We start from the raw sequence: 12,582 nt of genomic DNA, 5'->3' as shown, positions 1-12,582 counted from the left end.
TCGTCGGTGCTGCCAGGTCCGCGTCGGCTCACGAAGCCTTCTGACTTCGGTGTCACCGTCCGGCACGGCGCCCGAGCAGCAACTCCGACAGTCGTGGTGCACGTGAAGCGCATCACCCTTCAGAATCCACCCGACATCGGCCGGGTGGGTTTTGTCGTCTCCAAGAAGGTGGGCAACGCAGTGACCCGAAACCGCGTCAAGCGGCGGCTCAGGCACCTCGTCGTCCCCTTGGAGGCTCCCTTCGTCGCCGACGTGGTGGTGCGGGCTCTGCCCGCTGCCGCCACTGAGCCGCAACGCCTCGCCGGGGACCTGGCCGACGCCTGGCGCCGCGCGCATCTGAAGGCGGCAGCGTGCTGAAGTATCCGCTGATCTGGTTGGTGAAGGGCTGGCGCACGTTCGTCTCCCCCTCCTACGGAAATGTGTGCAAGTACCACCCGTCCTGCTCGAGCTACGGGCTGACGGCACTTGAGACTCACGGCGCCGTCAAGGGCGTGTGGCTCACCACCCGACGTCTCCTCCGCTGCCACCCGTGGGCGGCCGGCGGCGTCGACTATGTTCCCGGATCGCCGGAATCGGCGGCCTGGGCAGACGAGATATCCAACGAATCACGGGGACACGAGCCCCAACTGAAGACTGAGGTGGCTTAAGTGGTCGATCTGCTGGTGATGCTGAACATCTGGGACAGTTTCTACGGGGTGCTGTCCGCCATGATGCAGCCCCTCTACTGGGCGGTGTCCGGACTCGTCGTGTTCTTCCACTGGCTGTACACGCCGCTGTTGGGCGCGTCCTCCGGATGGAACTGGACCCTGGCGATCATCAGCCTCACGGTCGTGATCCGCACCCTCCTCATCCCCCTGTTCGTCAAGCAGATCAACTCGGCGCGCAACATGCAGATGCTCCAGCCGAAGATGGCGGACCTGCAGAAAAAGCATGGGCATGACCGGGAGCGCCTGGGCCAGGAAACGATGAAGATGTACAAGGAGGAGGGCGTCAGCCCCACCGCATCGTGCCTCCCCCTGCTCCTGCAGATGCCCATCTTCCTCTCACTGTTCCGCGTCCTGGAGGGCGTGTCGTCGGGCAATGTGCGCGGCCACTTCTTCAAGATCAACCCGGACCTGGTGTCGTCGCTGCAGAACGCGGAGATCTTCGGCGCCCGCCTCGCGGACCGCATCTTCCCCATGACGTCGTTCGGCGCCACGCAGGCGGTGGGCATCGTCCTGGTGGTGGCCATGGTGGCTGTGTTCTTCGTCACGCAGCTCCAGTTGATGCGCAAGAACCTGCCCCCGGAGTCGTTGACCGGTCCCATGGCGCAGCAGCAGAAGATGATGCTGTACTTCTTCCCCGTCATCTACGCCGCCTCGTCGGTGGTCATCCCGATCGGCGTGCTGATCTACTGGCTGACGTCCAACGTGTGGACCATGGCGCAGCAGGGCCTGCTGATTCGTAACAACCCCGCTCCGAACACGCCCGCGTTCATCGAGTGGGAGGAGCGGATGCTCGCCAAGGGCAGGGATCCGCAGTCCATCATGCTGGCGCGCAACGCGAAGCGTCGGGGCACCAGGAACCCGTCCGCGGCCCCCTCGCGACCGGTCGCCCGGACGGGTGCCGTGTCCACGGACGAGCTCGTCGCGGACGAGACGTCCGAGTCGCCGACGAAGATCGCCCGGCAGCAGGTGAACCGTCAGACGGTGCGCACCACGGACGACGGCAAGCGCGTCGTGAGCCGGCAGCAGCCGCGACAGGCGCCCCGCTCCGCCCGCAAGAAGAAGTGAGCCGACGCACGGCGTCGCTCCCCACACACCACACACACTGCCCCTTGCGGGCTTGAAGGAGAGGACACTTTCCATGTCGAACAACGAGACTGAGGCCGCTCTACTGGCCGAGGGAGACCTGGTCGCCGACTATTTCGAGGAGCTGCTGGACATCGCAGACCTCGACGGTGACATCGAGAACTCCGTCCAGGACGGCCGGGCATTCATCGCCATCGACACCGAGTCGGAGCTGCTGGTGGGCAAGGACGGCGAAGTCCTCGACGCACTGCAGGAATTGGCGCGGCTCGTGGTGATGACGGAGACCGGGCATCGCTCGCGGCTGATGGTGGACGTCGCGGGCTACCGCCAACGGCGGAGGGCAGAGCTCGTGGCCATGGCGAAGGATGCCATCGCCGAGGTCAAGGAGTCCGGTGATCCGGTGAGGTTGGCGCCGCTCAACGCCTATGAGCGGAAGATCGTCCACGACGAAGTCGCGGCCGCCGAACTGGTCAGCGAGTCCGAGGGTGAGCCGCCGAACCGGCGTGTGGTGGTCCGGGCCAAGTGAGTGCGGGCACGGCAGAGGGGTTGTCACGCGACGCGATTGTCGCGCTATACCCTCAAAGCGGTGAAGCGCTAAGTAAATATGTAGATATATTGGCAAGTCGTGGTATCGAGTGGGGTCTTCTGGGCCCGCGGGAGGGCGACAAGCTGTGGCATCGCCACATCGCCAACTCGGTGGCTCTCAACGACGCCCTGCCCCAGGGCGTGGATGTGGCGGACGTCGGGAGCGGCGCGGGGCTGCCGGGGCTGCCCATCGCCCTCACGCGTCCAGACCTCAATGTCACGCTCGTGGAGCCGCTGCTGCGGCGGGCGAACTTCCTGACCCTCGCGGTGGAAGAGCTGGGCGTGGAGGCCCGGGTCCGGGTCTCCCGGTCCCGGGCTGAGGAGACGAAGGACCACTTCGACGTCGTCGTGTGCCGCGCCGTCGCTCCGCTGGAACGGCTTCTGCGCTGGACCACTCCCCTGTTTGCTCATGGCGGGCAACTCCTGGCGCTCAAGGGCGAGTCAGCCGAGCTGGAGATCCGCGAAGCCGGCAAGATGCTGGCCAGATGGGGCCTGAAGGCGGAGGTGCTCGAACTCACCGTCGGCCCCGGCACCGAGCGGGCGCGCGCGATCCGCGTCAGTTGATTCACTGAAGATGCCGCCGCGAGGGGCGGCAATCGTGTGGCCCATGTCGGTGCCTCGGGAGAGTCACTCCTTCCCTGCCCTGCAGGTGGTCTGCCGGCGTCGCCCGCGATCTTTGTTCAACCCTGGTCTGCTCCTCCCGTCGCTGGCACCTCGATGCCTGGGATCCATGTGTCCGGTCCAGGGGCACGGTTTGGGCCGTCCTTGGCGCGCCCTCGCGTGCGGCCGGCGCGTTTCACGTGAAACGCGACACGCGCAACTTCGTGAAGCCGACGAAGCTTCGATAGAGTCGTCGCGGACACCGAGGAGGCCCTGATGGCGTTGTTCTTCCGCAAACGCAAAGCGCAGGCGAACGAGGACGAGTTGTGGAAGGACCACACCAACGTTTCACGTGAAACGGGGTCCCAGCCCCGCCGCGCCGCGAACAACCCTGACGTGAGCATCGAGTCCGAGTACGGCGACGAGATGATCGAGTTCGACGAGCCGGCCCCGACGCTCCCCCGGCCAGCAAGCCCACGCATTGTCGTCGTCGCGAATCAGAAGGGTGGCGTCGGCAAGACCACCACGGCGGTGAACCTGGCGCACGCGATGGCAATCGGTGGACTGAACGTGCTCGTCGTCGACAACGACCCCCAGGGCAACGCCTCGACAGCCCTAGGCGTCAAACACACGCCTGGCACGAAGGGCACCTATGAGGTGCTCCTTGAGGGCGTAGGCATCATCGAGCACGCCTTGCCGTCGCCGCACTCACCGAACCTGCACGTCCTACCCGCCGCTATAGACCTCGCCGCAGCCGAACTTGAACTCGTCAACCTACGGGGGCGCGAGCATCGCATGCGTGACGCAATTCGGCAGTACGTGGAGGAGTCGGGCGTGGACTACATCTTCTTCGATTGCCCCCCATCCCTCGGACTTCTCACGCTCAACGCCCTGGTGGCCGCCAACGAGATCCTGGTGCCCATTCAAACGGAGTACTACGCACTCGAAGGCGTCACGCAACTGATGCGCACCATCCAGCGCGTCAAGGGCAACCTCAACGACGATCTCGAGCTCAGCACTATTCTGTTGACGATGTACGACAGCCGCACGAACCTTTCGCGAGAAGTGGCCGAAGAGGTCCGACGGCATTTTCCCGCGCAGACCCTGGCTCAGGAGATACCGCGCTCCGTGCGGATCGCGGAAGCGCCGAGCTACCAGCAGACAGTACTCAACTACCAGCCGAAGTCCCCCGGCGCCGTTGCCTACACAACAGCAGCGCGCGAGATGGCCGAGCGCGCGCATAAGGTGGTGCAATGATGGCCGTTCCCAAGAAGAGTGCCCTTGGTCAGGGACTGGGTGATCTCTTCGCCCGCACCGACGACGACACGGTGGAGCAGCTGCGGGACGGCTCGACGTTCGAGGAGTTGCCCCTGAAGCATATTTCGCCCAACCCGCATCAACCTCGCACGGTATTCGACGAGGACGAGCTGAACGAGCTCGCAGAATCCATCGCCGAATTCGGCGTCCTCCAGCCAGTGGTGGTCCGGCGCCAGGGTCACGATTCGTTCGAGCTCGTAATGGGGGAGCGTCGGCTGCGAGCGAGTCAGATCGCCGGCCGCGACACCATCCCGGCGATCATCCGCGGAACCGACGACACCGCGCTCCTGCGGGATGCGCTCCTGGAGAACCTCCACCGTGCTGACCTCAACGCGATCGAGGAAGCCAATGCCTACGCGCAGCTGCTGCAGGACTTCGACTGCACCAAGGAGGACTTGGCGCAGCGGATCCACCGGTCCAGGCCGCAGGTGTCCAACACCCTGCGGCTGCTGAACCTGCCCCAGCGCGTCCAGACGAAGGTCGCCGCTGGCGTTCTGTCCGCTGGTCACGCCCGTGCTCTGCTCGGCCTGGACAATGCGGAGTTGCAGGAGCACCTGGCCGAGCGCATCGTGGCCGAGGGGCTGTCAGTGCGCTCAACAGAGGAGATCGTGTCGCTCGACAGGGGGACAGAGCCGCGACACTCGCGCCCTCGGACCCCTCGAACCCCCACGGAGCGTGAGCGCGACATTGCCACCGCGCTCAGCGACCACTTCGACACGCGAGTGAAGGTGGCCATCGGACGCAACAAGGGGCGCATCACCATCGAGTTCGCCTCGGGCGAGGACCTGGATCGGATCATGGCGATCCTCGACAACACCACGGTATAACCGTATACCTGTTAAACCACACAGCTATATAGCGACATATCACTACAACCATTGAACGAGGAAACGATGACTGTGGCCGACCCCAGCACGACCGTTCCCAGCGACGACGTGCCGGGCATCCGTGGCGCGCTCACGCGCTACCGGATCATGGCCTACGTCGTCGGGGTGCTGCTCGTGGTCCTCGTGTGCGTAGGGCTGCCGCTCAAGTACATCTGGGGCGACGGCCGGGTGGTGCTCTGGACGGGGATGCCCCACGGCTGGCTCTACATGGTCCTTCTCATCACGGCCTACGACCTCGGCCGTCGGGTGAAGTGGTCCATCAGATGGTTCCTGGCCATCATGGCGGCCGGGACGGTGCCGTTCCTGTCGTTCGTCGCCGAGCACTTCGCGACGAAGAACGTGCGAGCCACGCTCGCGGCGAGCGAGTCCGCCTAGTGAGCCTTCGGATCGGAGACCGACGCAGCCGCGGCGCCGTCCCTGGCAAACCCACGGGCGACGTAGAACCCGAACGCGACCGCGCCCGCTGCGAATACCCACCACTGGAGGGCGTATCCCCGGTGCGTGGCTGATCCCTCGGCCGTGGGCAGCACCAACGGGGCCGGGGAGAGCCCCTCCATTGCGGAGTCCGGGGCAGACAGGGTGACATATCCGCCGATCAACGGCGACGGCCACGACTGCGCCATGGCCTGGATCCGCAGCGAGCCGAAGTCCGCCCCCGCCGGGACACTGTCAGCCGGGAGGTCCGACGACAGGAACACCCCCACCAGGTTCTGCGGGCCGATGGGCGCGTCTGCCGGGTCGAAACCCTGCCCGACGGCGCCCCGCACCACCGCCACGTACCGGCCGTCGTCCATCCTGAACGCAGTGGCCACGCGCAGCGGCCAAGACTGGCCGACCAGCACCTCGTGGTCGGTGTACGCGCCACTCAGGGTGACCTGGCGCCCGTAGACGTCCTCGATCTCCCCGTTCGCCGCGACACTCTCAGCCAGCGGAACCGCCTCCTGGGCCGCACGCTCGGCCGACACGTCGCGGGTGGACTCCTGGTAGGACGACATCTGCCACAGCCCCAGTAGGAGCATCATCACCGCGACGACCAGGCCTCCCGCGACGGCGATGACCTGCTTGGCTTTGACGCCCATCTCAGCCGCGCGCGAGGTCGACGAGCCGTGCGAAGACCTCGCCCAGCTCCCGGCCCGCCGCCTCGAAGGCCAGCGGCGCCAACGACGTCTCGGTCATACCGGGCGCGACATTGCCCTCGAAGAACACGGGACGGCCCGACTCCTCGACGATCATGTCCACGCGGGAGAGGTGCCTCAGCCCCAGGGCGCGGTGCACGGACACCGCCAGTTCGCCCGCGGCCGCGAGGACGCCGTCGGAGAGCTCCGCCGGGGTGACGAAGCGGGTGGCGCCTGCCGTGTAGCGCGATTCGTAGTCGTAGACACCGGACTCGGGCCGGATCTCCACCGGGGGCAGCGCGACGGGTCCCTGGCCCTCGTCGAGCACCGTCACCGCGATCTCCGTGCCCGACAGGTACGACTCGATCACCGCGACCGCCCCGTAGGCATACGCGGCCACCAACGCCGCCGGAAGCCCGGACGGACCGTCCACTTTCGTCACGCCCAGCGCGGAGCCGCTGCGCGAGGGTTTCACCATGAGCGGGTAGCCGAGTTGCTCCCCGATGCCCTCCATGAGCGCGGGCGCGCCGAGCTCGCGGAAGATGTCGTGGGGGAGCGCGATCTGCTTCGGCGTAGCCAGGCCGGCGCCGCGCACCACCGAGGTGGCGATGGACTTGTCGAACGTCAACCGCGACGACGCCCCCTCCGGCCCGACGAAGGGCACGTCCAGCACCTCGAAAACCTCGCGCAGCGCCCCGTCCTCCCCGAGACCCCCGTGCAGCATGGGGACGACGACGGCGTCGGCGGTGCGCCGCACCAAGGGGATCAGGTCCGCATTGACGTCTGCCTCGATCACCTCGCGGCCCACGTCGCGCAGCGCCTGCGCGACCCGCCGGCCGGACTTCAGTGACACGTCTCGCTCGTGGCTCAACCCACCGGCAATCACGATGATCGTCATGGAACAGCTCCTTGTCAGGTGAGGTCCGGGCCGGGCCCGGAGGGAGGACGTCCACCGCTGGGGGATGCGGCGATGCCGAAGGTGTCCATGACCTCCAGCTCGCGCCGCACCACCTCCGCGAAGCGTTGCACGCCGGTGCGGATCCGATCCGGCGGTGGGAAGCAGAAGGAGAGCCGCACGTTGCGGGCACCCTGCCCGTCGGCGTAGAAGGCGCCGCCAGGGACGAACGCGACGCGGGCGTTGACTCCTCGAGGGAGCATCGCCTGTGAATCCAGACCCTCTGGCAGGGTCACCCACACGAAGAATCCGCCGGCGGGACGCGTCCAGGTGGCGCCGTCGGGCATCTCCTCGGCGAGACAGTGCAGCATCGCATCCCTCCGCTCGCGGTACATCGTGCGGTAGAGGCCCACCTGTCCCTGCCAGTCCTGGGTGGCGAGGTAGGTGGAGATGGCGAATTGGCTGAACACGGGCGGGCACAGCGTGGCCGACTCCTGGGCGAGGACCAGCTTCTCCCGCACCGCGTGCGGTGCCAGCACCCAGCCCACCCGGAAGCCTGGCGCGAACGTCTTGGAGAACGATCCGAGGTAGATCACGTCCGCGTCCACCGAGCGCATCGCCGGGATGGGGTCCGCATCGAGGGTCAGCAGCCCGTACGGGTTGTCCTCGACGACGAGAATGCCCAACTCCTCGCAGGCCTTGAGGATGTCCAGGCGACGCTGCCACGGCTGGGTGGTGCCGGAGGGGTTGTTGAAGTTGGGGATGGTGTAGAGGAACTTGATCCGTTTACCGGCCTTCTGCAGCCGCGACACGGTCTCGCGCAGCGCGACAGGGTCGAGCCCATCGTCGTCTGAGGCGACGTGCACCACCTCGGTCTGATAGCTGAGGAAGGTGCCCAGCGCGCCCACGTACGACGGCGACTCGGCCAGCACCACGTCGCCGGGGTCGCAGAAGATCCGGGTGACCAGATCCAGGCCTTGCTGGGAGCCGGCGGTGATCACCACGTCGTCGGCGTGTGCGGTGATGCCCTCGAGCGCCATGATGTCGAGAATCTGCTCGCGCAGCGCCGGCTCGCCCTGGCCGGAGCCGTACTGCATCACCTGGGTGCCGTTGGTGGTGATCATGTCCGCCAGGGAGGCGGCGATCTCGGCGAGGGGGAGGTCCTTGATGTTGGGCATGCCACCGGCGAGCGACACGATCTCCGGACGGTTGGCTACGGCGAACAGGGCCCTGACCGCGGAGACCCGCATGCCGTTGGTGCGCTGTGAGTAGCTGTCGACGAACCGGTCCAGCCGGGTGTCGTGTCGGGAGTGCTCGGTCACGTCAGTCAGCTTATCCGCCGACGGCGGCGTCGAACTGGCCGAGCATTCCTAGAACGGCTGCCTCGGACTGCTCCGTGACCGCCAGCAGAAGCAGGCCCGTCTCCTCGGTGATGCGCGCGCATGCGGGGAAGTTGCTGTCGACGGAGGTGCCACAGATGGTGCCGGGCATCGCTTCGCCAGTCTCCTCCACCCCTGCGTCCGCCACGTAGGCCGTGAGGTCATCCTCCGGCCACGTCATGACGAAGACCAGCTTGTCTGCGCCGTCGGAGTAATCTGCGCGCACGATCCGCTGGTTCTCAGGCGCGGGGCCGGAACTCTCCGTCACGCCGCCGCGGACGAATTCTCCCACCTGCACGGGTGGCTCCATCGAGAGCTTCGGCGAGGGCGACGCTCCGGGTGCACTCCCGTCCGTTGCGCCGCCCAGCCCCGCGCCGATGATGCCGCCCAACACCACCAGGGCGGCCGCGGCCGCGGGTCCCACCAGCCGGGCCCACCGGGGGGGCGGGGGTGGTGCGGCGGGCTCCTCGGCGGCGACCGCGGTCCACGTCGACGGATCAGAGGCGGGAGTGAGGCTCATCAGAGCAGCTCGTCGATGGCCTTCTTCAAGGCGTTCTTCGTCTTGCCTCCGGACAGCGACTTGGTCACCCGGCCGCCCTGGAAGAACTGCAGCGTGGGAAGGCTCAGCACGCCCTGCTCGGCCGCGAGGTTGGGGTTGGTGTTGGTGTCCACCTTCACGAACTTCACTGTGCCGTACTCGGCCGACAGCTCCTCGATGATCGGCGAGATCTGCCGGCAGGGGGCGCACCAGTCTGCCCAGTAGTCGACGACCACGAGCCGGTCCGCCATGAGGACCTCGTCGACGAACGTCTTCTCGGTCACGTCGGTGACTGCCATGGATGCTGCCTCTCGAAAAGGGGGTGGGTCAGACCCCGAGTCTATGCCGTGCCGGCTGGTGGCCGGGGATCAGTCCTCGAGGGACTGCAGGTAGCGCTCGGCGTCCAGGGCCGCGGCGCAGCCACTTCCGGCGGCGGTGACGGCCTGACGGTAGGTGTGGTCCACCAGGTCTCCGCAGGCGAACACACCCGCAACGTTGGTGGCCGTGGTGCGCCCGTCGACGAGGACATACCCCTCGGCGTCGGTGTGCACCTGATCCTTGACGAGCGCGGAGCGCGGATCGTGGCCGATGGCGATGAACACGCCGTTGACCTCCAGGTCACGCAGCTCGCCGGTTCTGGTGTCCTTGAGCGTGATCGACTCGACGGACTTCGGACCGTTGATGGTCTCGACCACGGAGTTCCAGGCGAACTCGATCTTGGGGTCGCGCATGGCGCGGTCCACCATGATCTTCGACGCGCGCAGTTGGTCGCGACGGTGCACGATGACCACCTTCGAGCCGAAGCGGCTGAGGAAGGTGGCTTCCTCGACTGCCGAATCCCCGCCGCCGATGACCGCGATGGGCTTGTCGCGGAAGAAAGCGCCGTCGCACGTGGCGCACCAGGACACGCCCCGGCCGGACAGCCGCTCCTCGTCTGGCAGGCCGAGCTTGCGGTAGCCGGAGCCCATGGCCAGGATCACGGACTTGGCGTGGTACTTGACGTCGTCGGAGTCCTTGACGATCTTGATCTCACCGGTGAGGTCCACTGCGGTTGCGTCGTCGGTGATGAGGACTGTGCCGAAGCGCTCCGCCTGCTGGCGCATCTGCGCCATGAGGTCCGGGCCCATGATGCCCTCGGCGAACCCGGGGTAGTTCTCCACCTCTGTGGTGTTCATGAGGGCGCCGCCGCCCTCGAACGAGCCCTCGAACATGACCGGCTTCAGGTTGGCGCGGGCGGCGTAGATGGCCGCGGTGTAGCCGGCGGGACCGGAACCGATGATGATCACGTCGTGCACGGTGGGCATGCTTCTCCTTCAGGGGGGCGTTCAGCCGCCCCCATCGTAGTGCGTGCCCCTCCGCCGGCCAAAATACCCCTGGGGGCATGCTCGTCGGGTCTTGGTCAACATCGGGGCCGGGTTCAGGCGCCCCGGACACTGAGAGCTCAGTAGGCGAACGCCCGGTCCACCTCGGCGGCCGGTACGTCTTCCAGGGACGCGTGCCGCCACGCGGGGGAGTTGTCCTTGTCGATGAGCAGTGCGCGCACACCCTCAACGAAATCTCCACTGGGGATGACGGTCTCGGCCAGCCGCAGGTCCTGGGCGAGCACCTCGTTGAGACGCAACGACCTCGCACGCACCAGCGCGCGCATCGCGACGTGCACCGCGTAGGGGCTGCGGGCCCGCAGGTCCACCGCGGCCTGACGGGCTGCCTCATCGGGATGGCCCTCCAAGGCCTGGACCACCTCGAGCACATCGTCGGAGGCGTAGCACTCGTGGATCCACGCCGCGGACTCCTCGAACAGGGGAGCGGGTAGGTCGCCGTCGGCCGACTCGTCCGCCAGGCCTATGAGCAGAGCGTCGCCGCCCGTGAACGTGGACGACGTGAGCGCTACGTGCTTGCCGACGGCGCCCGCCCGCGACAGTTCGTACATGACGCCCGCGTCGGGGAAGAAGCCGATCTTGGTCTCCGGCATGGCCATCACGGTGTCGGCGTACACGACCCGGCGGTCCACATGCGCGCCGATCCCGAGGCCGCCGCCCATCGCCACGCCGTTGAGGAAGGAAGTCACGGGCTTCGGATAGTTGGCGAGCATGATGTCCAGCGCGTACTCGGTCTCCAGGTAGTGGAGGAAGGGCCCGTCCTCGCGCACCAACTGGGCCAGAGCCCGCACGTCGGCTCCGGCGCAGAACCCGCGGACGCCGTTGCCGGCGAGTTCGACCGCCGTGACCGCGTCGTCGTCGTGCCAGGCGGTGAGGGCGCCGTACATGGCCGTGAACATGTCCTCGGTGAGGGCGTTGATGGCGCCTGGACGGTTCAGCGTGATGCGGGCGATCCCGTCGTGCACCTCGGTGAGGATGAATTCAGACATGGGGAGCAGCCTAGGTCACGGGCCGACGGCGGCGTCAGCTCAGGCGCATACCGGGCCGGAATCGGTTGAGCACCGCACGGGCGGTCTCGGCGTCGATCACCAGGTCGGTGGCCACGCCGGCTCGCAGCGCGCCCAGCACCGGGGCAGCCTTGGACAGGCCGCTCACGACGCAGACCCGGCGCGGAACGGCCTGGAGCTCCGCGGGCGTCATCCCCGTGGCGCGCTTGTTGATGTCCAGGTCGCGATAGCTACCGTCCTCGCGCAGCATCACGGTGCACACGTCCCCCACCACGTTCTTCTCGCGCATCTGGCGCAGGTCCCGCTCGCTGAGGTAGTTCGAGGAGTACACGTGGCTCTGGAGCTCGGAATGCAGGCCGCCGACGCCGAACAGCGCCACGCGGCAGTTGGCGCGCACGGCGAGGATGTGGCGGGTGCTCTGTTCGCGCCACATCGCCTCCTTGGTGGCGGGGTCGTCGAAGAAGGCCGGGAGCGCGAGGAGCTGTTCCTGGCCGCCGAACGCCAGAGCGAACTTGTGGAGGATGCTTCCCACGTAGGGCAGGCCGGTGGTCTGGTGGTTGGCGCCTCCGTTGAGCCCGATGATGGTCACGCCGGTGAGGTCCCGAGGATGCAGGTGTGTGGCGATGGCTGAGACGGTGGTGCCCCAGGCGATGCCCACGATGTCACCGTCCTGCACGGCGTTGCCGAGGATGCCCGCGGCCATCCGGGCCACCTGGTCCAGACGGAAGATGCTGCTCGCACCGGGGCGCACATGGACGAGGTGGGCCTGCACGTGGAAGAACTTCTCGAACAGCTCGGCCATCCGGTTGAGGGGTCGGTCCGGGTCGACGATGCTCACGCGCACCAGCCCGCGGTCCCGCGCCTCCTTCAGTAGCCGCGACACGGTGGACCGCGACACTCCCATGTGGCGGGCGATGGCATCCATGGTCTCGGATTGCACGTAGTACATCCGCGCCACCGTGAGGAGCGCATCGCTCGTTCGCATCACTGCGCAGCCTCCCTGGGACACATCGTCGTGCACTGTCAGAGTGAGTCTAGGGCAGCAGGTGCACGAACGTGCACAGCGGTGGATGAAGACGTGCAGGATGGT

General features: G+C 67.2%; 16 protein-coding genes. 8 read left to right on the top strand and 8 right to left on the bottom strand.

Translation table 11 applies throughout. The features are described 5' to 3' along the window. The first annotated feature begins 6 nt into the window (after nt 1-6). The 8 genes from rnpA (at nt 7) to ACX1D0_RS13025 (ending at nt 5,554) form a co-directional block, all read left to right on the top strand. On the top strand, nt 7-357 hold the full coding sequence (gene rnpA, locus ACX1D0_RS13060; protein WP_459018423.1) for a ribonuclease P protein component: 351 nt from the start codon (nt 7-9) through the stop codon (nt 355-357). Beyond that, nucleotides 351-647, top strand: a complete 297-nt coding sequence (gene yidD / locus ACX1D0_RS13055; RefSeq protein WP_459018422.1) for a membrane protein insertion efficiency factor YidD — start codon at nt 351-353, stop codon at nt 645-647. Before rnpA ends, yidD begins: the two co-directional genes overlap by 7 nt. Beyond that, nucleotides 648-1,772, top strand: a complete 1,125-nt coding sequence (yidC, locus tag ACX1D0_RS13050; RefSeq protein ID WP_459018421.1) for a membrane protein insertase YidC — start codon at nt 648-650, stop codon at nt 1,770-1,772. 73 nt (nt 1,773-1,845) lie between these two features. Beyond that, the gene (locus tag ACX1D0_RS13045; protein WP_459018420.1) at nt 1,846-2,316 is read left to right on the top strand and encodes a Jag family protein; all 471 of its coding nucleotides are present in this window, start codon (nt 1,846-1,848) and stop codon (nt 2,314-2,316) included. Nucleotides 2,317-2,336: 20 nt separating this feature from the next. Further along, the gene (rsmG, locus tag ACX1D0_RS13040; protein WP_459020452.1) at nt 2,337-2,939 is read left to right on the top strand and encodes a 16S rRNA (guanine(527)-N(7))-methyltransferase RsmG; all 603 of its coding nucleotides are present in this window, start codon (nt 2,337-2,339) and stop codon (nt 2,937-2,939) included. 312 nt (nt 2,940-3,251) lie between these two features. Then, nucleotides 3,252-4,232, top strand: a complete 981-nt coding sequence (locus ACX1D0_RS13035) for a ParA family protein (protein WP_459018419.1) — start codon at nt 3,252-3,254, stop codon at nt 4,230-4,232. After that, entirely contained in the window at nt 4,229-5,119 is an 891-nt protein-coding gene (locus ACX1D0_RS13030) for a ParB/RepB/Spo0J family partition protein (RefSeq protein ID WP_459018418.1), read from the top strand. Before ACX1D0_RS13035 ends, ACX1D0_RS13030 begins: the two co-directional genes overlap by 4 nt. Before the next feature lie 66 nt (nt 5,120-5,185). Next, a complete protein-coding gene (locus ACX1D0_RS13025; protein ID WP_459018417.1) occupies nt 5,186-5,554 on the top strand; it encodes a DUF3817 domain-containing protein in 369 nt (122 codons plus the stop codon). Here the strand turns inward: ACX1D0_RS13025 and ACX1D0_RS13020 are convergent. The 8 genes from ACX1D0_RS13020 to ACX1D0_RS12985 form a co-directional block, all read right to left on the bottom strand. Then, nucleotides 5,551-6,258 carry an SURF1 family protein gene (locus ACX1D0_RS13020; RefSeq protein WP_459018415.1) on the bottom strand — a complete coding sequence of 236 codons (708 nt, stop codon included), beginning with the start codon at nt 6,256-6,258 and terminating at the stop codon, nt 5,551-5,553. The genes ACX1D0_RS13025 and ACX1D0_RS13020 overlap by 4 nt on opposite strands. Nucleotide 6,259: 1 nt before the next feature. Next, nucleotides 6,260-7,192 carry a D-alanine--D-alanine ligase family protein gene (locus ACX1D0_RS13015; protein ID WP_459018414.1) on the bottom strand — a complete coding sequence of 311 codons (933 nt, stop codon included), beginning with the start codon at nt 7,190-7,192 and terminating at the stop codon, nt 6,260-6,262. Nucleotides 7,193-7,206: 14 nt separating this feature from the next. Continuing rightward, nucleotides 7,207-8,520: an aminotransferase-like domain-containing protein gene (locus ACX1D0_RS13010; protein ID WP_459020451.1), complete on the bottom strand. Its 1,314-nt coding sequence runs from the start codon at nt 8,518-8,520 to the stop codon at nt 7,207-7,209. A gap of 1 nt (nt 8,521) precedes the next feature. Continuing rightward, a complete protein-coding gene (locus tag ACX1D0_RS13005; protein WP_459018412.1) occupies nt 8,522-9,088 on the bottom strand; it encodes a hypothetical protein in 567 nt (188 codons plus the stop codon). After that, complete coding sequence (gene trxA, locus ACX1D0_RS13000) at nt 9,088-9,405, bottom strand: thioredoxin (RefSeq protein WP_459018410.1); 318 nt, start codon at nt 9,403-9,405, stop codon at nt 9,088-9,090. Before trxA ends, ACX1D0_RS13005 begins: the two co-directional genes overlap by 1 nt. Before the next feature lie 69 nt (nt 9,406-9,474). Next, complete coding sequence (gene trxB / locus ACX1D0_RS12995) at nt 9,475-10,410, bottom strand: thioredoxin-disulfide reductase (protein WP_459018408.1); 936 nt, start codon at nt 10,408-10,410, stop codon at nt 9,475-9,477. Between the two features lie 137 nt (nt 10,411-10,547). Beyond that, complete coding sequence (locus ACX1D0_RS12990; protein WP_459018406.1) at nt 10,548-11,474, bottom strand: enoyl-CoA hydratase/isomerase family protein; 927 nt, start codon at nt 11,472-11,474, stop codon at nt 10,548-10,550. 34 nt (nt 11,475-11,508) lie between these two features. Beyond that, complete coding sequence (locus tag ACX1D0_RS12985; RefSeq protein ID WP_459018404.1) at nt 11,509-12,477, bottom strand: sugar-binding transcriptional regulator; 969 nt, start codon at nt 12,475-12,477, stop codon at nt 11,509-11,511. Nucleotides 12,478-12,582 lie beyond the last annotated feature (105 nt).

Source organism: Tessaracoccus pujii (genome assembly GCF_054483895.1).
This window is presented reverse-complemented; position numbering and strand designations above follow the sequence as displayed.